The sequence below is a fragment of the Streptomyces qinglanensis genome (assembly GCF_900111245.1).
Lineage (GTDB): Bacteria > Actinomycetota > Actinomycetes > Streptomycetales > Streptomycetaceae > Streptomyces > Streptomyces qinglanensis.
In genome coordinates this window covers 342,710-362,830 of sequence record NZ_FOGO01000001.1, presented here as the reverse complement: position 1 = coordinate 362,830, position 20,121 = coordinate 342,710, and the positions used below count along the sequence as shown (strand labels likewise).

At 73.2% G+C, this 20,121-nt stretch carries 25 protein-coding genes; 14 read left to right on the top strand and 11 right to left on the bottom strand.

Features of this window, described 5'->3' with window-relative positions:
- The first annotated feature begins 80 nt into the window (after positions 1-80).
- Positions 81-767, top strand: coding sequence for a hypothetical protein (locus BMX65_RS01610; protein ID WP_074998275.1), 687 nt, complete (start codon positions 81-83; stop codon positions 765-767).
- A gap of 72 nt (positions 768-839) precedes the next feature.
- Here the strand turns inward: BMX65_RS01610 and ybaK are convergent, their stop codons facing one another.
- The 3 genes from ybaK to BMX65_RS01595 all read right to left on the bottom strand — a co-directional run bounded on the left by ybaK (position 840) and on the right by BMX65_RS01595 (position 4,067).
- The gene (ybaK, locus tag BMX65_RS01605) at positions 840-1,337 is read right to left on the bottom strand and encodes a Cys-tRNA(Pro) deacylase (RefSeq protein WP_074998274.1); all 498 of its coding nucleotides are present in this window, start codon (positions 1,335-1,337) and stop codon (positions 840-842) included.
- Positions 1,338-1,376: 39 nt separating this feature from the next.
- A complete protein-coding gene (locus BMX65_RS01600) occupies positions 1,377-2,192 on the bottom strand; it encodes an LON peptidase substrate-binding domain-containing protein (RefSeq protein ID WP_074998273.1) in 816 nt (271 codons plus the stop codon).
- A 216-nt stretch (positions 2,193-2,408) separates the two neighbouring features.
- A complete protein-coding gene (locus BMX65_RS01595; RefSeq protein WP_074998272.1) occupies positions 2,409-4,067 on the bottom strand; it encodes an oxidoreductase in 1,659 nt (552 codons plus the stop codon).
- A 274-nt stretch (positions 4,068-4,341) separates the two neighbouring features.
- Here BMX65_RS01595 and hisD point away from each other — a divergent pair, with 274 nt between their 5' ends.
- The 9 genes from hisD to BMX65_RS01555 all read left to right on the top strand — a co-directional run bounded on the left by hisD (position 4,342) and on the right by BMX65_RS01555 (position 10,498).
- Complete coding sequence (gene hisD, locus BMX65_RS01590) at positions 4,342-5,685, top strand: histidinol dehydrogenase (RefSeq protein ID WP_074998271.1); 1,344 nt, start codon at positions 4,342-4,344, stop codon at positions 5,683-5,685.
- Positions 5,682-6,815: a histidinol-phosphate transaminase gene (locus BMX65_RS01585; protein ID WP_074998270.1), complete on the top strand. Its 1,134-nt coding sequence runs from the start codon at positions 5,682-5,684 to the stop codon at positions 6,813-6,815. The genes hisD and BMX65_RS01585 overlap by 4 nt, the downstream gene beginning before the upstream one ends.
- Entirely contained in the window at positions 6,815-7,405 is a 591-nt protein-coding gene (gene hisB, locus BMX65_RS01580) for an imidazoleglycerol-phosphate dehydratase HisB (RefSeq protein ID WP_074998269.1), read from the top strand. The genes BMX65_RS01585 and hisB overlap by 1 nt, the downstream gene beginning before the upstream one ends.
- The gene (locus BMX65_RS32660) at positions 7,402-7,566 is read left to right on the top strand and encodes a hypothetical protein (RefSeq protein ID WP_177214170.1); all 165 of its coding nucleotides are present in this window, start codon (positions 7,402-7,404) and stop codon (positions 7,564-7,566) included. The genes hisB and BMX65_RS32660 overlap by 4 nt, the downstream gene beginning before the upstream one ends.
- Positions 7,563-8,228 (top strand): imidazole glycerol phosphate synthase subunit HisH, encoded by a 666-nt coding sequence (gene hisH, locus BMX65_RS01575; RefSeq protein ID WP_074998268.1) that lies wholly within the window; start codon positions 7,563-7,565, stop codon positions 8,226-8,228. The genes BMX65_RS32660 and hisH overlap by 4 nt, the downstream gene beginning before the upstream one ends.
- A gap of 26 nt (positions 8,229-8,254) precedes the next feature.
- Positions 8,255-8,983: a bifunctional 1-(5-phosphoribosyl)-5-((5-phosphoribosylamino)methylideneamino)imidazole-4-carboxamide isomerase/phosphoribosylanthranilate isomerase PriA gene (gene priA, locus BMX65_RS01570; protein WP_074998742.1), complete on the top strand. Its 729-nt coding sequence runs from the start codon at positions 8,255-8,257 to the stop codon at positions 8,981-8,983.
- Positions 8,983-9,426 carry a RidA family protein gene (locus tag BMX65_RS01565; RefSeq protein WP_074998267.1) on the top strand — a complete coding sequence of 148 codons (444 nt, stop codon included), beginning with the start codon at positions 8,983-8,985 and terminating at the stop codon, positions 9,424-9,426. Before priA ends, BMX65_RS01565 begins: the two co-directional genes overlap by 1 nt.
- Positions 9,423-10,181 carry an imidazole glycerol phosphate synthase subunit HisF gene (gene hisF, locus BMX65_RS01560; RefSeq protein ID WP_074998266.1) on the top strand — a complete coding sequence of 253 codons (759 nt, stop codon included), beginning with the start codon at positions 9,423-9,425 and terminating at the stop codon, positions 10,179-10,181. The genes BMX65_RS01565 and hisF overlap by 4 nt, the downstream gene beginning before the upstream one ends.
- Positions 10,182-10,285: 104 nt before the next feature.
- Entirely contained in the window at positions 10,286-10,498 is a 213-nt protein-coding gene (locus BMX65_RS01555; protein WP_074998741.1) for a hypothetical protein, read from the top strand.
- An 81-nt stretch (positions 10,499-10,579) separates the two neighbouring features.
- Here the strand turns inward: BMX65_RS01555 and BMX65_RS01550 are convergent, their stop codons facing one another.
- Genes BMX65_RS01550 through BMX65_RS01540 form a run of 3 tightly spaced genes read right to left on the bottom strand, consistent with a single transcriptional unit; the run spans position 10,580 to position 11,850 of the window.
- Positions 10,580-10,786, bottom strand: coding sequence for a DUF397 domain-containing protein (locus BMX65_RS01550; RefSeq protein ID WP_074998265.1), 207 nt, complete (start codon positions 10,784-10,786; stop codon positions 10,580-10,582).
- A 24-nt stretch (positions 10,787-10,810) separates the two neighbouring features.
- A complete protein-coding gene (locus BMX65_RS01545) occupies positions 10,811-11,014 on the bottom strand; it encodes a DUF397 domain-containing protein (protein ID WP_074998264.1) in 204 nt (67 codons plus the stop codon).
- Positions 11,011-11,850 carry a helix-turn-helix domain-containing protein gene (locus BMX65_RS01540; RefSeq protein WP_074998263.1) on the bottom strand — a complete coding sequence of 280 codons (840 nt, stop codon included), beginning with the start codon at positions 11,848-11,850 and terminating at the stop codon, positions 11,011-11,013. The genes BMX65_RS01545 and BMX65_RS01540 overlap by 4 nt, the downstream gene beginning before the upstream one ends.
- 107 nt (positions 11,851-11,957) lie before the next feature.
- Here BMX65_RS01540 and BMX65_RS01535 point away from each other — a divergent pair, with 107 nt between their 5' ends.
- The 3 genes from BMX65_RS01535 (at position 11,958) to BMX65_RS01530 (ending at position 13,285) form a co-directional block, all read left to right on the top strand.
- The gene (locus BMX65_RS01535) at positions 11,958-12,152 is read left to right on the top strand and encodes a hypothetical protein (protein WP_074998262.1); all 195 of its coding nucleotides are present in this window, start codon (positions 11,958-11,960) and stop codon (positions 12,150-12,152) included.
- Positions 12,153-12,426: 274 nt separating this feature from the next.
- Entirely contained in the window at positions 12,427-12,585 is a 159-nt protein-coding gene (locus BMX65_RS32655) for a hypothetical protein (protein WP_177214169.1), read from the top strand.
- 337 nt (positions 12,586-12,922) lie between these two features.
- Positions 12,923-13,285: a DUF6463 family protein gene (locus BMX65_RS01530; protein ID WP_074998261.1), complete on the top strand. Its 363-nt coding sequence runs from the start codon at positions 12,923-12,925 to the stop codon at positions 13,283-13,285.
- A gap of 4 nt (positions 13,286-13,289) precedes the next feature.
- On the opposite strand, the gene BMX65_RS01525 is transcribed toward BMX65_RS01530, so the two are convergent.
- From BMX65_RS01525 to BMX65_RS01510, 4 genes are all read right to left on the bottom strand, one after another.
- Positions 13,290-14,030 carry a class I SAM-dependent methyltransferase gene (locus BMX65_RS01525; RefSeq protein WP_074998740.1) on the bottom strand — a complete coding sequence of 247 codons (741 nt, stop codon included), beginning with the start codon at positions 14,028-14,030 and terminating at the stop codon, positions 13,290-13,292.
- Positions 14,031-14,181: 151 nt separating this feature from the next.
- Entirely contained in the window at positions 14,182-14,922 is a 741-nt protein-coding gene (locus BMX65_RS01520; RefSeq protein WP_074998260.1) for a succinate dehydrogenase/fumarate reductase iron-sulfur subunit, read from the bottom strand.
- On the bottom strand, positions 14,919-16,952 hold the full coding sequence (locus BMX65_RS01515; protein ID WP_074998259.1) for a fumarate reductase/succinate dehydrogenase flavoprotein subunit: 2,034 nt from the start codon (positions 16,950-16,952) through the stop codon (positions 14,919-14,921). The genes BMX65_RS01520 and BMX65_RS01515 overlap by 4 nt, the downstream gene beginning before the upstream one ends.
- Before the next feature lies 1 nt (position 16,953).
- Positions 16,954-17,712, bottom strand: coding sequence for a succinate dehydrogenase cytochrome b subunit (locus BMX65_RS01510; protein ID WP_074998258.1), 759 nt, complete (start codon positions 17,710-17,712; stop codon positions 16,954-16,956).
- A 91-nt stretch (positions 17,713-17,803) separates the two neighbouring features.
- Here BMX65_RS01510 and BMX65_RS01505 point away from each other — a divergent pair, with 91 nt between their 5' ends.
- Entirely contained in the window at positions 17,804-18,721 is a 918-nt protein-coding gene (locus tag BMX65_RS01505; protein ID WP_074998257.1) for a LysR family transcriptional regulator, read from the top strand.
- Here BMX65_RS01505 and BMX65_RS01500 read toward each other — a convergent pair.
- A complete protein-coding gene (locus BMX65_RS01500) occupies positions 18,718-19,980 on the bottom strand; it encodes a serine hydrolase domain-containing protein (RefSeq protein WP_079171641.1) in 1,263 nt (420 codons plus the stop codon). The two genes, BMX65_RS01505 and BMX65_RS01500, sit on opposite strands and share 4 nt — an antisense overlap.
- Positions 19,981-20,121: the final 141 nt, after the last annotated feature.

The following is a 20,121-nucleotide window of genomic DNA, read 5'->3' as shown; positions in this document are numbered from 1 at the left end:
CCGGCACCCGCTGCCGCCGGTGGGCGCACCAGGGGCGGGCCGGGGCCTCCCGCACGGCGCGGGCCTGGCACGATGGCGGGGTGACCGTACCGACGCCCTCCTCTCCCGATCCGGACTCCTCCCACCCCTCCGCGCCCGCGGCGGGAGTGGATGACCAGCCCGGCGGCGGTGCCTCCGGGCCGCCGCTCGCGCAGTCGTACGCGGTGCACACCGGCTACGGGGGCCAGGCCGGTCCTGTCCTGTCGCGCGAACTGCTGCACGCGGCCGTCTGCGCGGTGGCCGTGGCCGTCCTCGGTGTCCTGATGGGACTGCTGTGGCTGTGGCTGGCCCCCCGGGTGCCGCTGTACACCAGCGGCAAGCTGGTCCTCTTCCGGCACCCCGAGGGCGAGGAGGCCATCGGCGCCGAGGGCGTCTTCACCCTGCTCGGGCTGGGATTCGGGGTGGTGACGGGGCTCGCCGTCTTCCTGGCCCGCAGGAGCGGCGGCGTGGGCCTGGTGGTCGGCCTGTGCCTGGGCGGGGTGCTGGGCTCCGTGCTGGCCTGGCGGACCGGCGTGTGGCTGGGCCCCGAGGCGGACCTGTCGGCGGCGGCGCGGGCGGCCGGCCAGGGCGCCACCTTCGATGCTCCGCTGGAGCTGCACGCGTACGCGGTGCTGCTGGCCTGGCCGCTCGCCGCCGTGCTCGTCCATCTGCTGGTGACCGCGCTCTTCGGCCCCCGCGACGAGCCCGTCGCCCAGTTCCCCCCGGCACCGCAGCGCTGGGAGAGCTGACCCGCGCCCGCGGGGGGCGGCGCGCCGACCGGCGCCGGGGAGTCAGCCGCGGGCGACCGGCCCGAGGACGGGTCAGCCGCGGGCGACCGGTGCGAGGACGGCGCCGGTCAGCGCGGCCAGGTCCGCGGGCGCCAGCTCGATCTCCAGGCCGCGGCGGCCCGCCGAGACGCAGATCGCCGGATGCTCCTGCGCGGAGGCGTCCAGCACCGTGGGGAGCCGCTTGCGCTGCCCGAGCGGGGAGATGCCGCCGCGGACGTAACCGGAGGAGCGCTCGGCCGCGGCCGGGTCGGCCATCACGGCCCGCTTGCCGCCCACCGCCGCAGCCAGCGCCTTCAGGTCCAGCGAGGCCGACACCGGGACGACGGCGACCGTCAGCGCACCGTCCACCTCGGCCACCAGCGTCTTGAAGACCTGCTCCGGCGGCACGCCCATCGCCTCGGCGGCCTCTTCGCCGTAGGAGAGGGCTGCCGGATCGTGGGTGTAGGCGTGTGTCTCGAACGCGATGCCCGCCTCGGTGGCCGCGACGATGGCCGGGGTCGCCGACCCCTGTCCTTTGCTCTTCTTCGCCATGTGCTCCGCTCCGGGGAGGTCAGTTCCGGTCCGGGGAGGTCAGTTCCGGCTGGTCGGGTTGCGGGTCAGCTCGGCCGCGGGCAGCGACGGCAGCTTGCCGATGACAGCCGCCTCCCGGCGCAGCAGCTTCAGCTCGTCCGCCAGCCGGGTCGCGGTGTCCGGGGCCTGGAGCAGCCGCTGCTTGGCGGGGGTGTCCAGCACGGTGGCCGCCGCGACCAGGTAGGAGACCACCGACGGGTCGTCCGGCAGGTCCTGCTCCTGTCCGGCGGCCAGGGTCCGTTCCCGGGCGCCGGCCAGCCGCTTCTGGTACGCGCGGAAGGCCCGCAGCACACCGGAGGCGAGCGCACCCGCCTCGTCGCCCTCCTCCTCCGGCAACTCCTCGATCTCGCCGGTCAGATAGGGGCCGGAGGCGTCGACCGACAGCAGCCGGAACCGGGTGGTACCGGTCGCCAGCACCTCGTAGCCGGTGGTGCCGCCGCGCGGATCGGTGTCCGGCGCCGCCTCCTCCGCCTCCTCCGCGGAGTCCGCGGCGCCCGTGCCCGTGACGCGTTCGCGGATGGTGGAGGCGTCGGCGATGCAGCCGACCGTGTAGAACGAGGTGATCGGGTCCGGACCGAAGCCGGCCGTCGGGTCGGTGCCCTGCGGCGGTGCGGTGTCGGGCATCCCGGTGGCGGCGGGCGCGACTTCGCGGCCGTCCCGGATGGCGACGACACCGAAGCGGCGGGGCGCGTCCTCGGGCAGGGCGAGCAGGTCCCGCATCAGCGCGCGGTACCGCGGCTCGAAGATGTTCAGCGGCAGCACCAGCCCCGGGAACAGCACCGAGTTGAGGGGGAAGAGCGGAAGCGCGGTTGTCACAACCGGTAAGCCTAAAGCCTCCGGCCCCCGGCGCGGGCCCCGGTGCGCCCTACGGACACCCCCGAGGTACCCCCGCCGACTCCCGAGGCGGCCCGGCCCGGAGGCCGGGGACTCCCGCCGCGGCCCCCGCGTCCCACGGCGGGGCCGCGGCGACGCCGGGATCGCGGGCCGCTCGGTTCCGGGCCGCGATCCGCCCCGCGGCCGGCGTCACCGTGGCTACTGCCGCCGCAGCAGCCGGGTGGCGCCCGCCGCCACCGTGGTCGCCAGCACCCAGCCCGCCAGGATCATCGCGGCGGCCAGCCACTGGTAGCCGCCCACCGGGTCCCAGGCCGTGTCCTGGCCGAAGGAGATCACCGGCAGCAGCAGGTCCAGCGCGTACAGCGCCGCGTTCCAGTGCGGCGACTCGTCGCCCTTGAGCGCGGGTGGCCGGTGCGCCTGGAACAGCACCGCGCCGGTCAGCCACAGCAGCGCCATCCACAGTGCGGCCTGGGCCGGCCGGTAGCCGTAGGCCACCGTCCAGTCCTGCAGCACCCCCCACAGCTTGCCGGGCAGCGGCAGGGTCTCCCGCCGCCGGCGCTGCTTGGCCAGCAGCACCTGGCGCGCGTTGGTGTCCTCGCCGCTGTTCCGGTACATCGCCGCGAGCTGCTCGTAGGGCTCCGGCGCGTACTCCGCGGTCGCGGCGTTGATCCACTGGAGCCGTTCGCGGACGTTGAAGTGGCCCTCCTTGGGAATCGCGTGCTGGTAGGTGAATCCGGCCATCCACAGCCGGTGGTCGCCCGGCCAACTGGAGGCCCGGTCCATCAGCTTCTCCACCGAAGCGCCGGAGAGCACCACCAGCCCCCGCTCGGGCAGTTGCGGGGTGAAGGTCAGCTCCGGAGTGGCGATGCGGCGCAGCGACAGCTCCTGGTCGCGCTGCATCTGCAGCCGGGCGTTCTCGATCACCAGCGAGGAGCCGAACCGCCCGTCGTCCAGCACCATGCCCCCGGTGCACTGGAAGTGCTTGGTGCGGTGGGGGTCCCACCCCGTGCGCGGGAGGCCCGGCGCCCAGGAGTGGGCGCCGCCCTGGCCGCCGAAGTCGTAGCGGGTGCCGGTCGGCGGTGTGGTGCCGTAGATTTGCGGAGCGCTGCCCCGCCCGGCGTCGCCGAAACTGGCCACCTGCTCGACGGTCATCTGCGGCGCGTACAGCGCGAACCGCCCGCGCGGATTGCGCAGCACCGAGCCGAACATGTGCAGCGAGCTGCCCACCGAGGCGCCGCGCAGGCTCACCTGCCCGTCGGTGACCAGCAGGCTGGCCTGGAGCTCCTGGGAGACGCTGACCCCGTCGGCGGCGATCGCGCGGTTGCGCGGGCCGCTGCCCACGGTGGCCGCGTTGAGCAGCAGGTCGGTGCCGATCGAGGCGTCCGTCAGCCGCACGCCTTCGGGGATGCTGCACCGGGGCAGGTGCAGATCCCCCTCGGTGGTCAGCCGGGCCGCCTCCAGCCGCGGGAGGTAGCAGTCGACGAAGCGCGCCGTGTTGACGCGCGCCTCCGGCATCCGCACCTCCTCCTCGAAGCGGCACTGCCGCAGCTCGAAGTACGTCTCCACGCTGCCGCCCGCCAGATCCAGGCAGCCGGTCACCAGCGCTCCGGTCAGATGCAGTGATGCCACCCGGCCCAGCAGCGGCGGCGGCCCGTGCAGCAGCAGCAGCGCTATCACCCGGGCCCGGACCGTGCGCTCCGGGCCCCAGACGTGATCGCCGTTCGGATCGTCCAGCTCGGCCTCGCCGTGCCGCAGATCGTGCTCGGTACCGTTGCGGAACGCCTGCCAGAGCCCCCATTCGGCAGTCGTCAGCCGCAGCCCCGGCGGCGGCTCGCCCGAGTCCACCGGCTCGCTCACGCTTCCTCCCCCTCGATTCCTCGTGTCCCGGCAGCCCGCCGCGCGTCCCGGTCACCCGGCCCCGGCCTCTCCCGGTCCCGGCCCTCCGTCGCCCGGTCTCCCGGTGTCCGAACCGGCGGCCTGGCCGCGACACGTTCGGACCAACTGGTCGTACCGGTCCCTTTCCCGCTCCGTGACCGGATGAACGCGGGAGGCGACGTTCGTCGCGTGTGACCTGTATCAGCCTCTGATACGGGCGGCCGGGGCGCGTCGTGGGTCTGAGAGACTTGAGTACGTGATCTCCCGAATCGATCTGCGCGGCGCCGCCCTCGCCACCGCGGCCTCCGGCCCGGCGAACGGCGCGCTCGACCGCGACCTGCTGCCCCGTGCCGAGCTCGACGTCGAAGCCGCCCTGGAGAAGGTGCGGCCCATCTGCGACGACGTGCGGCATCGCGGCGCGGCGGCGGTGATCGAGTACACCGAGCGGTTCGACGGGGTGCGCCTGGAGCAGACCCGGGTGCCCGCCGAGGCGCTGGGCACGGCCCTCCGGGAGCTGGACCCGGCCGTGCGCGCGGCCCTGGAGGAGTCCATCAGGCGCGCCCGGACCGTCCACCGCGACCAGCGGCGCACCGACTCCACCGTGCAGGTGGTGCCCGGCGGCACCGTCACCGAGCGCTGGGTCCCCGTGGAGCGGGTGGGGCTGTACGTCCCCGGCGGGCGCGCCGTCTACCCGTCCTCCGTCGTGATGAACGTGGTCCCCGCGCAGGAGGCCGGCGTGGGCTCGCTGGCCGTGGCCTCACCCGCGCAGGCCGGGTTCGGCGGTCTGCCGCACCCCACCATCCTCGCCGCCTGCGCGCTGCTGGACGTCGACGAGGTCTACGCGGTGGGCGGCGCCCAGGCCGTGGCGATGTTCGCCCACGGCACCGCGGAGTGCGCCCCGGTCCAGTTGGTGACCGGCCCCGGCAACATCTACGTGGCCGCGGCCAAGCGGCTGCTCAAGGGCGTCATCGGCATCGACTCCGAGGCGGGCCCGACCGAGATCGCGATCCTCGCCGACGACACGGCCGACCCGGCCCACGTCGCCTCCGACCTGATCAGCCAGGCCGAGCACGACGTCGTCGCCGCAGCGGTGCTCGTCACCCCCTCCGAGGAGCTCGCCGAGGCCGTGGAGCGGGAGCTGAAGACGCAGGTGCCCGCCACCAGGCACAGCGAGCGCATCACCGAGGCGCTGTCCGGACGGCAGTCGGGCATCGTGCTCGTCGACTCCCTCGAGGCCGGGCTGGCCGTGGTCAACGGCTATGCCGCCGAGCACCTGGAGATCCAGACCGCCGACGCGGCGTCCTGGGCCGCGCGGGTGCGCAACGCGGGCGCCGTCTTCGTCGGCCCGTACGCGCCCGTCTCGCTCGGCGACTACGCCGCCGGCTCCAACCACGTGCTGCCCACCGGCGGCTGCGCCTGCCACTCCTCGGGCCTGTCCGTCCAGTCCTTCCTGCGCGGCATCCACGTCGTGGACTACACCCGGGACGCACTGGCCGAGGTCACCCACCATGTCGTCACCCTGGCGGAGGCGGAGGACCTGCCCGCGCACGGCGCGGCGCTCAAGGCACGGTTCGACTGGAAGGTGCCCGAGGCCCCGTGACCGGCATTGACGATCTCCCCATCCGGGACGAGCTGCGCGGCAAGTCCCCCTACGGCGCGCCCCAGCTCGACGTACCCGTCCGGCTGAACACCAACGAGAACCCCTACCCGCTGCCCGAAGCGCTGGTCGCGCGGATCGCCGAGCGGGTCACCGAGGCCGCGCGGCACCTCAACCGCTATCCGGACCGGGACGCGGTCGAGCTGCGCACCCGGCTGGCCGACTACCTCTCCCGCACCGCCGGGCACTTTGTCGACCACCGGCAGGTGTGGGCGGCCAACGGCTCCAACGAGGTGCTCCAGCAGCTCCTCCAGGCGTTCGGCGGGCCGGGCCGGACAGCGCTGGGCTTCGAGCCGTCGTACTCGATGCACGCGCTGCTCGCCCGCGGCACCGGTACCGGCTGGCTGTCCGGCCCCCGCGACGACGACTTCACCATCGACACCGAAGCCGCCGTCCGCACCATCGCCGAGCACCGGCCCGACGTCGTCTTCGTCTGCTCGCCCAACAACCCCACCGGCACCGCCGTCTCGGAGGAGACGGTGCTGGCCCTGCACGACGCCGCGCAGGCGGCCCGCCCCGAGCACGGGGCGCTGGTGGTGGTGGACGAGGCGTACGGCGAGTTCTCGCACCACCCCTCGCTGCTTCCGCTGATCGAGGGCCGGCCGCGGCTGGTGCTCTCGCGCACCATGTCCAAGGCGTTCGGGGCCGCCGGGCTGCGGCTGGGCTATCTGGCCGCCGCGCCTGCCGTGGTGGACGCCGTGCAACTGGTCCGGCTGCCCTACCACCTGTCGGCCGTCACCCAGGCCACGGCGCTGGCCGCGCTGGAGCACACCGACACCCTGCTGGGCTACGTCGCGCAGCTCAAGACCGAGCGCGACCGGCTGGTGAGCGAGCTGCGCGCCCTCGGCTGCGAGGTCACCGACTCGGACGCCAACTTCGTGCAGTTCGGCCGTTTCGACGGCGCGGCCGGGTCGCACGCCGTGTGGAAGGCGCTGCTGGAGCACGGCGTACTGGTCCGGGACAACGGCGTCCCCGGCCGGCTGCGGGTCACGGCGGGCACGCCGGAGGAGAACGACGCATTCCTCGACGCGGTGCGAGCCGTGCTGAAGGAACTGAAGGAGAAGAGCGACTGATGACGCGCAAGGGCCGGGTGGAGCGCACCACCAAGGAGACCTCTGTCGTGGTGGAGATCGACCTCGACGGCACCGGCGAGGTGGACGTCTCCACCGGGGTGGGCTTCTACGACCACATGCTCGACCAGCTCGGCCGGCACGGCCTGTTCGACCTCACCGTCAAGACCGAGGGCGATCTGCACATCGACAGCCACCACACCATCGAGGACACCTCGCTGGCGCTGGGGGCCGCCTTCAAGCAGGCGCTCGGCGACAAGCGCGGCATCGTGCGGTTCGCGAACGCCTCGGTGCCGCTGGACGAGTCGCTCGCCCAGGTGACCGTCGACCTGTCCGGCCGCCCCTACCTCGTGCACACCGAGCCCGAGGGCATCGCGCCGATGATCGGCAGCTACGACACCACGATGACCCGCCACATCCTGGAGTCCTTCGTCGCCCAGGCGCAGATCGCGCTGCACGTCCACGTGCCCTACGGCCGCAACGCGCACCACATCGTGGAGTGCCAGTTCAAGGCGCTGGCCCGGGCCCTGCGGTACGCGAGTGAACGCGACCCGCGGCAGACCGGCATCCCGTCCACGAAGGGTGCTCTGTGACCGGCCTGGCGGCGCTGCTGATCTTCGTCGGGCTGTTCCTGGCCGGCGGGGCGATCTCGTTCTGGAAGCAGCAGCTCCCCAAAGGGGTGATCGCGTTGCTCGCCGTGGCCTCGGTGATGTGCCTGGCGGCGGGGATCCTGCGAGTGGACTGGTGGGCATGACGGTGGATGCGGTGAACGGCAGGAAGAGCGTCGTGGTCTTCGACTACGGCTTCGGCAACGTGCGCTCCGCGGAGCGCGCCCTGGAGCGGGCCGGTGCCGACGTCGAGATCACCGGCGACTACGACAGGGCGATGGCCGCCGACGGCCTGCTGGTGCCCGGCGTGGGCGCCTTCGCCTCCTGCATGGAGGGGCTGGTCCGGGCGCGCGGCCACTGGGTGATCGGGCGCCGGCTGGCAGGCGGACGGCCCGTCATGGGGATCTGCGTCGGCATGCAGATCCTCTTCTCCCGCGGGATCGAACACGGCCGGGAGGCCGAGGGCCTCGACGAGTGGCCCGGCACCGTCGGCCCGCTCGCGAACGACGCCGCGCACCCGGTCCCGCACATGGGCTGGAACACCGTCGAGGCGCCCGCCGACTCGCGGCTGTTCGCCGGGCTGCCCGCCGACGAGCGGTACTACTTCGTCCACTCCTACGCCGTGCACGACTGGGAGCTGGAGACCGCCAACCCGGCTCTCAAGCCCCCGGTGGTGAGCTGGACCGCGCACGCCGACCGGTTCGTCTCCGCCGTGGAGAACGGCCCGCTGTGGGCCACCCAGTTCCACCCCGAGAAGTCCGGCGACGCCGGAGCACAGCTACTGAAGAACTGGATCGAGTCCCTGTGAGCCGAAAGAGCGAGGATGCCGTGAACGTGGCGAGCAACCGGCTGGAACTGCTGCCCGCCGTCGACGTCCGGGACGGGCAGGCCGTCCGCCTGGTGCACGGCGAGTCCGGCTCCGAGACCTCCTACGGCGACCCGCTGGAGGCGGCGCTGGCCTGGCAGCGCGCCGGAGCCGAGTGGCTGCACCTGGTCGACCTGGACGCCGCCTTCGGCACCGGCGACAACCGGGAGCGGATCGCCGAGGTCGCGCAGTCCATGGAGATCAAGGTCGAGCTGTCCGGCGGCATCCGCGACGACGCCTCGCTGGCGGCGGCGCTGGCCACCGGCTGCCGCCGCGTCAACCTCGGCACGGCGGCGCTGGAGGCCCCCGAGTGGGTCGCCGGGGTCATCGCCGAGTACGGCGACCGGATCGCCGTCGGCCTCGACGTGCGCGGCACCACGCTGCGCGGCCGCGGCTGGACCCGCGACGGCGGCGACCTCTACGAGACGCTGGCCCGCCTCGACTCCGAGGGCTGCGCCCGCTACGTCGTCACCGACATCGCCAAGGACGGCACCCTCAAGGGCCCCAACCTGGAGCTGCTGCGCACGGTGTGCGCCGCCACCGACCGGCCCGTGGTCGCCAGCGGCGGCGTCTCCTCGCTCGACGACCTGCGGGCCCTCGCGAAGCTGGTACCCGAGGGCGTCGAGGGTGCGATCGTGGGGAAGGCCCTCTACGCCAAGGCGTTCACCCTGGAAGAGGCGTTGGAGGCGGTTTCCTGATGGGTTCGATACGGCGGATCGGGTCCGGTGCCCCCTGGGAGGAGCCGTTCGGCTACGCGCGCGCCGTCGAACTGCCCAACGGCCTGGTGCTGGTGGCCGGCTGCACCTCGGTGGTGGACGGCGTGATCGCCGAGGGCGGCCCCTACGACCAGACCGTCACCGCCTTCGGGGTGGCGCTGGACGCGCTCAAGTCCCTCGGCCTGGGCGCCGACAGCGTGGTGCGCACCCGGATGTATCTGACGCACGCGCGGGACGTCGAGGAGGTGGGACGCGCGCACAAGGAGCTGTTCGGCGAGGTCCGGCCCGTCTCCTCCATGATCATCGTGTCCGGTTTCGCCGACCCGAGCCTGGTGGTCGAGGTGGAGGTCGAGGCGTACCGGGACCCGCAAGAGGCCCCAGGAGCACCCGGAGCCCCCGGAGCACAAGGAGCACACGGAGCATGACCCTCGCGGTCCGAGTCATCCCCTGCCTGGACGTGGACGGCGGCCGGGTCGTCAAGGGCGTCAACTTCCAGAACCTGCGCGACGCCGGCGATCCCGTCGAGATGGCCAAGGTCTACGACGCCGAGGGCGCCGACGAACTGACCTTCCTGGACATCACCGCCTCCTCCGGCGACCGCGAGACCACCTACGACGTGGTGCGGCGCACCGCCGAGCAGGTCTTCATCCCGCTGACGGTCGGCGGCGGGGTGCGCACCCCGGAGGACGTGGACAAGCTGCTGCGGGCCGGGGCCGACAAGGTCGGCGTCAACACCGCCGCCCTCGCCCGCCCGGAACTGATCCGCGAGATCGCCGAACGGTTCGGCAGCCAGGTCCTGGTGCTCTCCGTGGACGCGCGCCGCCGCGCCGGAGGCGAGGGCTTCGAGGTCACCACGCACGGCGGCCGCCGCGGCGCCGATGTCGACGCCGTCGAATGGGCGCACCGTGCTGCCGAACTGGGCGCCGGGGAGATCCTGCTCAACTCGATGGACGCGGACGGCACCAAGGACGGCTACGACACCGAGATGATCGCCGCCGTCCGCAAGCACGTCACCATCCCCGTGATCGCCTCCGGCGGCGCCGGGCGGCTCGACCACTTCCCGCCCGCCATCGGCGCCGGTGCCGACGCCGTACTGGCCGCCTCGGTCTTCCACTTCGGCGACCTGCGGATCGGCGAGGTCAAGGAGACCCTGCGCGACGCGGGCCACCCGGTCCGCTGACACCTGGCCGGTGGGGCCGCCGTGCCCCGGACCGGGGCGCCGGTCCGGGGCACGGCGGCGGTTCCATGCGTCACGGCGTCATACAGAAGTACGCTCACGGGCGTATGAGCCTCCGTACGCGCATCACCGTCAGCCTGCCTGCCGATGTCCTCGCCCACGCCCGTGCCGCCTCGGGCGGCGACCTCTCGGGCTATGTCGAGTACGTGCTCAGAGCCCAGCAACTGCGCGACGCGGCGCCAGCTCTCCGGGCCTGGCGCACGCGGGCTGGGGACGACGCGGAGGAGCTTGCCGATCTCTTCGGCGCGGAGATCCTGTGACGCCCCCGAATCTTGGCCCGTGTCGGGGTTCCGTCGGTGGGCGCGACGGGGGCGTCTCCGAACCGATACCCGCCCCGACGGTCAGGCGGTGCTGAGGTCTCCGCTCTTGATGCTCGTCACGAAGGTGGAGAACGCCTCGGTGGTCAGGTCCAGAACCGGTCCGGTGGGGTGCTTGGAGTCGCGGACGGGGACGGTGCCGCGGGCGGCGAGGTTGGTGGCGACGTGCACGCAGGCGCCGCCGTTGTCGCTGTAGGAGGACGTGAGCCAGCGGGGGGTTTCGGTCGTCACGGCGTGTCCTTTCGTGGTCGACGGTCAGGCGGTGCTGAGGTTTCCGGTCTTGATGCTCGTCACGAAGGTGGAGAACGCCTCGGTGGTCAGGTCCAGAACCGGTCCGGTGGGGTGCTTGGAGTCGCGGACGGGGACGGTGCCGCGGGCGGCGAGGTTGGTGGCGACCTGCACGCAGGCGCCACCGTTCTCGCTGTAGGACGAGGTGAGCCAGCGGGGGGCCTCGGTCATCGCGGAGTGTCCTTTCGTAACCGGCTGATCATGGCGACGGATTCCGCCTGGGAGGGCGCTGCGGCCTGTAGCTGATGGTAGGCCGTCAGCATGGGCAGCACGAACCTGTTGTCCCGCTCCAGATGGCCCCGCTGCGCTGATTCGGCGTACGACATCAGGGACCGGTCCGCCATCGTCAGGATGTAGAGCGGCAACGAGAGCGGACGGCGGGCGCCCATTGCGAAGGGGGCGACCTGAAGCATGGTGTTGGGTTGCTCCGCACATTCGATGACCCTGTCCAACTGAGCTTCGAGGACGGCGGGTTCGCCCATCGGTCTACGGATACAGCTTTCGTCCAGTACGACAGAGATCAGTGGCGGAGGAGTTCGGACAAGTGCTGCTTGCCGCTCGGCGATGAGGGCGACTCGTTCCTCAGCCTGTTCCGGCGTGATCGCTCCTCGCTTCACGCCACTGTTTGCGATCTCTCTCGCGTACTCAGGAGTCTGGAGCAGGCCAGGGATGACTCCCACTTCGTAGACGCGGATCTCCGCCGCTCGGGTCTCGCACTCCACGTACTGGGGGAAGCCCTCCAGCAGGCTGCCGTGCCGGATCTCGCGGTGCTGCTGCTCGAGCGTGTCCCTGGTGTCCGCGATGCCGAAGGCGAGGTCCGCACTGCGCGAGAAGCGCAAGGTCGGCATCTTGCGACCGGTTTCCACGGCTGACACATGCGTACTGGAATACCCCGTCCGATCTCCCAGCTCCTCCTGCTTCCAGCCGCGTGCCTCGCGCATGCTGCGCAGCCGTGCTCCGAACGCTGCTTGGGGAGAGCTGTCCGGATCCAACTCCTTGCGGTTCAACGGGCCGTCACCGACCTTTCGTTCCGGTCTGACACGTTGAATGCCTCCCCGCTCGCGGCCACGCTGAATCCCCTTGGTAGTCACCGAACTACGGAGAGGAGTGGAGCGTGTCCGGAAAGGACGACACGGCGGGCCGGGGACCGGACCGGCCGGGAGCCGCGGCGGAACTCACCGCGTTCATGGAGGCCGGAGCCTTCTGGCGACTCGTACCCGAGTGGGTGCCGCGCACCGGATTCGCGGAGCCGACTCCGGATCTGCTGCGGGACGTCGTGGCCGGGCTGCGGCGGAGGTCGCAGGCGTGACCGGCCGGACGGATGCGACGGGCGGAGCGCGGCAGTCGGCAGCCCGCGCGCCGGTCCCCGCGGACGACGGCCCGCCGAGTCCCGAGGTCTCCGCCTCACCCCGCTGGGCCGACATCGCGCAGCTCCAGGCAGCCTCTGTCATACACCGCCAGGAGTGCCGAGCCTGCACGCAGGAGCGGTCATGCCCGCTGGCGCGGCGACTTGAGGCGGCGCACCGAGAAGCCCGCAGAAGGCTGCGCCGAGCAGCCCGCCACATGGGGGAGGAGGCAGCACCATGACGGCTGACGCTGCGAGGGACTGCGCGGAGTGCGTCCGCCTGGAGCGCGACCGGGAAGCCGCGCGCAGGGTGGGGGACTGGAGCCGGGCCACCGACTGCGCCGTACTGCTGCGGCGGCATCCGGAGCACGGAACGAAGCCCGCTCGAAGGCCCTGACATGGCTGTGTTGGACGGGTCACGGCCGTTGTCGAGCCGCTGCCGTCGGCGTCCGACTCCCGACCGGAGCGGCACTCTGCACTCGACCTGTCCGCCTGCCGCGTCACGTCCGCGTGCCGGTGCTCTCGCGGGCGGCCGCTGCATCCGGGGCGTGTGGCACGACCACGACCTGTGCCACGCCCGTGGCCCCCGCACACGGCCCGCTGACGGCCGGCTCCGCGAGCTCGCGCGCCGGGACGGGGTGCCGGCGGCACGGCGCGCCGAACGATCCGGGAGGGATCCGTCCAAGTGCTCGATTCCCGGCGGTTCCTGCCCGGCCGGGACTACGATCGGCGGTATGAATCGACCTTCAGCGGGACGTCTGCTCCAGGCCGTCGCGGTCGGCCACGGTGCCATCGGTGCGCTGGTCCACAGGGAAGCGCTGGCGGAGCTGGCCCGCAGTGGTGTGGTCAACTCCGTACCGGAGCGCGGTGACCGGGCGGCGGCGTTCTGGTTCCTGGCGGCGGCGCCGGCCCTGTGGATGGGCGGCCGGTTGCTCCGCTCGGCGGAGGAGCACGGCGATGTCGCCGCACAGCGTGCCGCGGGCGCTGTGCTGGTCGGCGTCGGTGCGGTGGGGGCTGCGGCGATGCCCAAGGGCGGCTTCCCGGCGCTGGTCGGGATCGGCGGCATGCTGCTGCGCAGGCCCGCGCGGCGCGGGTAGGCGCTCAGCGCTTCCTGGCGAGGAGCAGCCGGCAGCGCGGGGAGCCGTCGTCGCGGCGGCCCAGTTCGTCGAGGGGCGCCGGCGTCACCTCGAAGCCCGCATTCATCAGGTCCCGCCGGACGTCGCCCAACGGCCAGGTGCGGTAGTACATGACGAAGGGCGGCCGCCACACGGTGTTGCGCACCCGCATCGCCGCGTCGAACCCGAGCAGCGACCAGTACGCGGCGGTGCCCGGGCGCGGCGGCGCCGCCACCGGGAACGCGAAGGTGCCGCCGTCCCGCAGCACGCGGTGCACCTGGCCGAACAGGTGCGGGCGCTCGGCGGGCAGGAAGTGGCCGAACGCGCCGAAGCTGGCCACCAGGTCGAAGGTGCCGTCGCGGAACGGCAGCGCGTGCGCGTCGCCGCGCACCCAGTGCGGGGCGGGGTGCGGGGCGGTCGCGTACGCGAACCTGGCCTCTGCCAGCATGCCCGTGCTGAAGTCGGCGCCCACCGCCCGGCCGGTGCACACCTCCTCCAGCACCCGCAGGCCCGCGCCGGTGCCGCAGCACAGGTCGAGCCCGTCGGCGAAGGGGCCGTGGCCGCCGAGGGTCCGGGCGGTCGCGTCCAGCACCCGGTCCGGTGTCCGGTAGGCGGTGTGGTCGAACTTCGGGGCCAGCAGGTCGTAGCCGCGCTGGACGGACGAGAGGGCCTGCCGGGCCAGCTCGGGCAGGGTGGGGCGCTGGTCCGGGAGCCGGTTGGGGGACATCGGGTCACTGTAGAGGGTGCGGCGGACCGCCGGGATCCCCGGCATCCGCGCGGGCGCCGGGCCCGGCATCCGCGAGGGCGCCCGGCCCCGGCACCCGGGCGCCGGGCCCGGCAAGGCGCCCGGCGTCGCCCGCCGCCGGCGCCCCCGCGGGCTACCTCTTCGCCGTCGCCCGCAAATACTCGCGGTTCATCGCGGCGATGGACGGCATCGGGATGCCCTTGGGGCAGGCCGTGGCGCATTCGCCGGTCAGGGTGCAGCCGCCGAAGCCCTCGGCGTCCATCTGCGCGACCATGTCGAGCACCCGGGTCTCCCGCTCGGGCGCCCCCTGCGGCAGCGCGGCGAGGTGGTTGACCTTGGCGGAGGTGAACAGCATGGCCGACCCGTTCGGGCAGGCGGCCACACAGGCGCCGCAGCCGATGCACTCGGCGTGGGTGAACGCCGCGTCGGCGGCGGGTTTGGGCACCGCGGTCGCGTGGGCCTCGGGTGCCGCGCCGGTGGGTGCGGTGATGTAGCCGCCCGCGCCGATCACCCGGTCGAACGCGGACCGGTCGACGACCAGGTCCCGTACGACGGGGAAGGCCGCGGCGCGCCAGGGCTCGACGTCGACGGTGTCGCCGTCGGCGAAGTGCCGCATGTGCAACTGGCAGGTGGTGGTGCGTTCGGGGCCGTGGGCCGCGCCGTTGATGACCATGCCGCAGGCGCCGCAGATGCCCTCGCGGCAGTCGTGGTCGAAGGCGACGGGTTCCTCGCCACGTGTCAGCAGCGTCTCGTTGAGCGTGTCGAGCATCTCCAGGAAGGACATGTCGGGGGAGATGTCCTCGACCTCGTACGTGCGCATCTCGCCGGGCGACTCGGCGTCCGGCTGCCGCCAGATCCGGAGGGTGAGGTTCATGTGTAGCTCCGCTGGGTGGGGTGTACGTGCTCGAAGTGCAGGGCTTCCTTGTGCAGCACGGGGGCCGTGCCGGTGCCGGTGAACTCCCAGGCGGCGGCGTAGCAGAACGCCTCGTCCTCGCGGGCCGCCTCACCGTCCGGCGTGCGGTGCTCCTCGCGGAAGTGGCCGCCGCAGGACTCGGCGCGGTGCAGCGCGTCCAGGCACATCAGTTCGGCCAGCTCCAGGTGGTCGGCGACCCGGTTGGCCTGCTCCAGCGACTGGTTGAGCGCGGCGCCGCTGCCGGGCACCCGCACCCGCCGCCAGAACTCGGCGCGGAGTTCCGGGATCCGCTCCAGCGCCTTGCGCAGCCCCTCCTCGGTGCGGGACATGCCGCACTCGTCCCACAGGAGGGCGCCCAGTTCGCGGTGGAAGGACTCGGGCGAACGGTCGCCGCCCGCGGACAGCAGCGCGTCCAGCCGGTCGGAGACGGCGCGGACCGCCTCGTGCACGGCCGGATGGTCCGGGTCGGCGGGCTGGTGCGGGGCGCGGGCCAGGTAGTCGCCGAGCGTCGCGGGGAGGACGAAGTAGCCGTCGGCCAGGCCCTGCATCAGCGCGGAGGCGCCGAGCCGGTTGGCGCCGTGGTCGGAGAAGTTGGCCTCCCCGATGGCGAAGAGGCCCGGCACGGTGGTCATCAGGTCGTAGTCCACCCACAGCCCGCCCATCGTGTAGTGGATGGCCGGGTAGATGCGCATCGGGCGGGTGTAGGGGTCCTCGGCGGTGATCCGCGCGTACATCTCGAAGAGGTTGCCGTACCGCTCCTCGACGGCCTTCCGGCCCATCCTGGCGAGGGCGTCGGCGAAGTCGAGGTAGACGCCCTCCCGTCGCCCGCCACCGCCCTCGACCGAGGAGCCTTCGGCTCCGCCCCTGTGTCCGTGGCCGCCGGGGCCCACACCGCGGCCCTCGTCGCAGACGTTCTTCGCGGCGCGGGAGGCGATGTCGCGGGGGACGAGGTTGCCGAAGGAGGGGTAGAGCCGCTCCAGGTAGTAGTCCCGCTCGTCCTCGGGGATGTCCTGCGGGGCGCGGTCGTCGCCGGGTTCCGCGGGCACCCAGACGCGGCCGTCGTTGCGCAGCGACTCGCTCATCAGGGTGAGTTTGGACTGGTGGTCGCCGGAACGCGGGATGCAGGTGGGGTGGATCTGGGTGAAGCAGGGGTTGGCGAAGTGGGCGCCCCTGCGGTGCGCGCGCCAGACGGCGGTCGCGTTGGAGTTCTTGGCGTTGGTGGACAGGTGGAAGACGTTGCCGTAGCCGCCGGTGGCCAGCACCACCGCGTCGGCGAAGTGGCTCTCGATCCGCCCGGTCAGCAGGTCACGGGCGACGATGCCGCGGGCCCGTCCGTCGATGACGATCAGGTCCAGCATCTCGGTGCGCGGGTGCATCTCCACGGCGCCGGTGGCGATCTGCCGGGAGAGCGCCTGATAGGCGCCGAGCAGCAGTTGCTGCCCGGTCTGGCCGCGGGCGTAGAAGGTGCGGGAGACCTGGACGCCGCCGAAGGAGCGGGTGTCCAGCAGTCCGCCGTACTCGCGTGCGAACGGCACGCCCTGGGCGACGCACTGGTCGATGATCCCGGTGGAGATCTCCGCCAGCCGGTACACGTTGGACTCGCGGGAGCGGAAGTCGCCGCCCTTGACGGTGTCGTAGAAGAGCCGCTGCACCGAGTCGCCGTCGTTGCGGTAGTTCTTCGCCGCGTTGATGCCGCCCTGCGCGGCGACGGAGTGGGCGCGGCGCGGGGAGTCCTGGTAGCAGAACTGCACGACGCGGTAGCCCGCCTCGGCCAGCGTCGCACCGGCGGAGCCGCCCGCCAGGCCGGTGCCGACGACGATGACGGTGTGCTTGCGGCGGTTGGCCGGGTTGACGAGCTTCGCCTCGAAGCGGCGCCGGTTCCACCGCTCGGCCACCGGCCCGTCCGGCGCCTTGGTGTCGACGGCCGGTTCCCCGGTCCGGTAGTCCTGGTAGGGCGTGCTGGGGGTGCTGGGGGTGCTGGGGGTGTTCATGTCAGTTCACCACTCCGGTCATGACGCCGACGGGTACGGAGACGAATCCGGCGGTGATGGCCGCCGCGAGCACGGTCGCTCCGGCCTTGAGCAGGCGCGCGGTGCCGGGCCGGGTCACCCCGAGGGTCTGCGCCGCGCTCCAGAAGCCGTGCCGGATGTGCAGCCCGACGGCGAGCATGGCGACGAGGTAGATGACGTTCGCGTACCAGGTGCGGAACCCGGCCACGATGTTCTCGTACGGGTGGCCTTCCTGGCCGCGCGGATTGACGGTGCCGGTCGTCAGGTCGAGCACGTGCCAGACGAGGAACAGGGCCAGGATGATCCCGCCCCAGCGCATGGTCCGGGTCGCGTAGCTGCTGCCGCGCCTGCGGTGCCGGTACCCGACCGGCCGGGCGGCGAGGTCGCGCCTGCTGAGCTGGTAGGCGCTCACACCGTGCAGGACGACGGCCGCGAGCAGGACGGCCCGCGCGATCCACAGGAACCAGCCGTACCGCAGCAGCGGCTCACCCAGGGTGCGCAGCCAGTGCGCGTAGCCGTTCATGTCCTCCGGCCCGAAGAAGACCTTCAGGTTCCCGAGCATGTGGACGAGCAGATAGGCCAGCATCAGCAGCCCGGTGACCGCCATGACGGCCTTCTTGCCGATCGTCGAGCCCCACAGGGTGCGCAGTCGGCCCCGCCGGGGTCCCGGCCCCGGCGGGGCCGCCGAGCCGGTCCGGGGCCGCTGCGGAGCGGGGGTGCGGATATCCGTCGTCATGGCCATGCACGGTAGGGACGGCTCTCGGCATCAGTCCAAGACATAGAAGAGCTGCGAACGATAGGGCATGCCTATCGTGGCGCCGTATGCTTGCCGTATGCAGCTCCAGCAGCTCCGCTACGTCGTCGCCGTCGCCGACACCCGCCACTTCACCCGGGCGGCGCAGCGCGAACACGTCGCCCAGCCCTCCCTCTCCCAGCAGATCCGCTCCCTGGAGCGGGAGCTGGGCGCCGAGCTCTTCCACCGGGCGCGGGGGCACATCTCGCTCACCGACGCGGGCGAGGCCCTGCTGCCGCTGGCCCGGCGGATCCTGGCCGACACCGAGACGGCCCGCCGCGAGGTGCAGGAGGTCGCGCAGCTCCGGCGCGGGCGGGTCCGGCTCGGGGCGCCGCCGAGCCTGTGCGCCGGACTCGTGCCGGACGTGCTGCGCGCCTTCCACGACCGCTACCCCGGCGTGGAGCTGATGGTGCACGAGGACGGCTCCCAGGACCTGGTGCGGGCGCTGGCGGCGGGGGAGCTGGACCTGGCGCTGATCATCACCCCGCTGCCCGGCCAGGGGCCGGTGCTGGCCGCTGCCGAGCTGCTGAGCGAGGAACTGGTCGTCGTCGCGGCCCCGGATGCGCCCCCGCTCCCGCGCCGCGACCGCATCCGCGTCGAGGACCTGCGCGGCCGTCCGCTGGCGATGTTCCGGCGCGGCTACGATCTGCGGGAGCTGACCGTGGCCGCCTGCCGGGACGCGGGCTTCGAACCCGTCTTCGGCGTGGAGGGCGGCGAGATGGACGCCGTGCTCGGCTTCGTCCGCGCGGGCCTCGGACTGGCCGTCGTCCCCCGGATGGTCGCGGCCCGCTCCGGTCTGCGGGTCACCCGCTTCGCACCACCCGGGCTGCACCGCACCGTCGCGGTCGCGCACCGCGGCGACGTCTCCCCGACCCGCGCGGCCCGGGAACTCCAGCGGATCCTGACCGAACGGGTCGCCCTCGAAGACGGCGGTCCCGGCCCCGACAGCCGGCCCTAGCGCCGGGCCGTGGCCGCCTCGGCGATCCGCCGGCTCATCGGCGAGGGGTCCGCGCCCGGCTCGACCGGGGTGAACGTCCACACCAGCCGCCGCTGCTGGTCGCGGGTGGCGAACATGCCGGTCGCATAGCCGTCGTGCTCGCCCGTCTTGCCCCACAGCTCCACCCCCTCGACGGTGACCGTCTGCAGCCCGGTGCTGTAGCGCGCCGGACTCCCGTCGAGCATCCGCACCTGCTTCGGCGGCAGGGTGAACATCCTGCGCAACTGCCGCTGCGGCAGCAGTGCCCCGGAGAACAGCGCGGACAGGAAGCGGTGCAGATCGCCGGTGCTGGTCACGATCTCGCCGTCCGCGTACGAGGCGGACATGTCGAACTCGGTGACGTCCGCGAGTGTGCCGTCCTCCGTCTCCAGGCAGCCGTGCATGTGCGGGCCGCGGATCCGCCGCGGGTAGCCCTCCGCCGACGGGACGGAGGTGTGCCCCAGCCGCAGCGGCCGCAGCAGCCGGTCGCGCAGCTCGATCCCGTACGGACGCCCCGTCACCTGCTCCATGACCAGTGCCGCGAGCACGTAGTTGACGCCGCGGTACTCCTGCCTGGTGCCCGGCCGGAACTTCAGCTCGCCGCCGGTGGCGCTCGCCACGATCCGCTGCGGGGTCCACCGGTCGAAGCGGTGCCGCAGCACGGCCTCCGCCGTGCTCATGTCGGGCAGTCCTACGTGGTCGGGCAGCCCGCTGGTGTGGTCGAGGAGTTGCGCCACGGTGACGGCGCCGAACCGCTCCGGCAGCAGGTCGGGCAGGTAGTGCCGGACGGGTGCCGCCAGGCGCAGCCGCCCCTCGTCGGCGAGCTGCAGCGCCGCGGTGGCCACGAACGCCTTGGTGACGCTGCCCGCGCGCACCTTGTCGTCGAGGCCGACCGGTCGCCCGGTCGACGGGTCCGAGACGCCCGAGGTGCCGTACCACCGCCCGGCCGAGCCGCTGACCCGCAACTGCGCCCCGGAGGCGCGCGGGTGCGCCAGGTCGTCCAGAGCAGCCCGCAGCGCGCGGGCGTCGGGCGGCGGGAGCCTCCGGCCCCCGCCCGCGTCCCGGGGGCCGGCCTGCGGGGTGTCCGCGGCGGCCACCGGTACCGGGGCACCGACGGTGGCCAGCGCCGTACCGGAGGCCACCCCGGCGAGCAGGTTCCGGCGGGACGGGCGCCCGGCCGGGCGGCGGGTGGGACGGACGGCGGGGTGGGTGCGGCTGCGGGAGAGCGGCGGGAGAGTCATGACTCCACCCTCCCGGCGCCGTCCCCGCGCTCCATCCGGGAACACCCTGAGCCGTCCCCGTACCCGCCCCTGCCCCGCCTTGGGGGCGGCGCCCGGCGCGGACCGGGGGGCGCACATCGGTGTACTGCCCGGTTCCGGCTC

Excerpts from the sequence above, each read along its gene's own strand:
- BMX65_RS01545 (WP_074998264.1), bottom strand. The coding sequence starts at position 11,014 with ATGACCGAGGCCCCCCGCTGGCTCACCTCGTCCTACAGCGAGAACGGT.
- hisH (WP_074998268.1), top strand. The coding sequence starts at position 7,563 with ATGACGGTGGATGCGGTGAACGGCAGGAAGAGCGTCGTGGTCTTCGAC.
- BMX65_RS32655 (WP_177214169.1), top strand. The coding sequence starts at position 12,427 with ATGACGGCTGACGCTGCGAGGGACTGCGCGGAGTGCGTCCGCCTGGAG.
- BMX65_RS01510 (WP_074998258.1), bottom strand. The coding sequence starts at position 17,712 with ATGGCCATGACGACGGATATCCGCACCCCCGCTCCGCAGCGGCCCCGG.
- BMX65_RS01525 (WP_074998740.1), bottom strand. The coding sequence starts at position 14,030 with ATGTCCCCCAACCGGCTCCCGGACCAGCGCCCCACCCTGCCCGAGCTG.
- BMX65_RS01500 (WP_079171641.1), bottom strand. The coding sequence starts at position 19,980 with ATGACTCTCCCGCCGCTCTCCCGCAGCCGCACCCACCCCGCCGTCCGT.
- ybaK (WP_074998274.1), bottom strand. The coding sequence starts at position 1,337 with ATGGCGAAGAAGAGCAAAGGACAGGGGTCGGCGACCCCGGCCATCGTC.
- BMX65_RS01565 (WP_074998267.1), top strand. The coding sequence starts at position 8,983 with ATGGGTTCGATACGGCGGATCGGGTCCGGTGCCCCCTGGGAGGAGCCG.
- BMX65_RS01505 (WP_074998257.1), top strand. The coding sequence starts at position 17,804 with ATGCAGCTCCAGCAGCTCCGCTACGTCGTCGCCGTCGCCGACACCCGC.
- hisF (WP_074998266.1), top strand. The coding sequence starts at position 9,423 with ATGACCCTCGCGGTCCGAGTCATCCCCTGCCTGGACGTGGACGGCGGC.
- hisB (WP_074998269.1), top strand. The coding sequence starts at position 6,815 with ATGACGCGCAAGGGCCGGGTGGAGCGCACCACCAAGGAGACCTCTGTC.
- BMX65_RS01515 (WP_074998259.1), bottom strand. The coding sequence starts at position 16,952 with ATGAACACCCCCAGCACCCCCAGCACCCCCAGCACGCCCTACCAGGAC.
- BMX65_RS01555 (WP_074998741.1), top strand. The coding sequence starts at position 10,286 with ATGAGCCTCCGTACGCGCATCACCGTCAGCCTGCCTGCCGATGTCCTC.
- BMX65_RS01530 (WP_074998261.1), top strand. The coding sequence starts at position 12,923 with ATGAATCGACCTTCAGCGGGACGTCTGCTCCAGGCCGTCGCGGTCGGC.
- BMX65_RS01520 (WP_074998260.1), bottom strand. The coding sequence starts at position 14,922 with ATGAACCTCACCCTCCGGATCTGGCGGCAGCCGGACGCCGAGTCGCCC.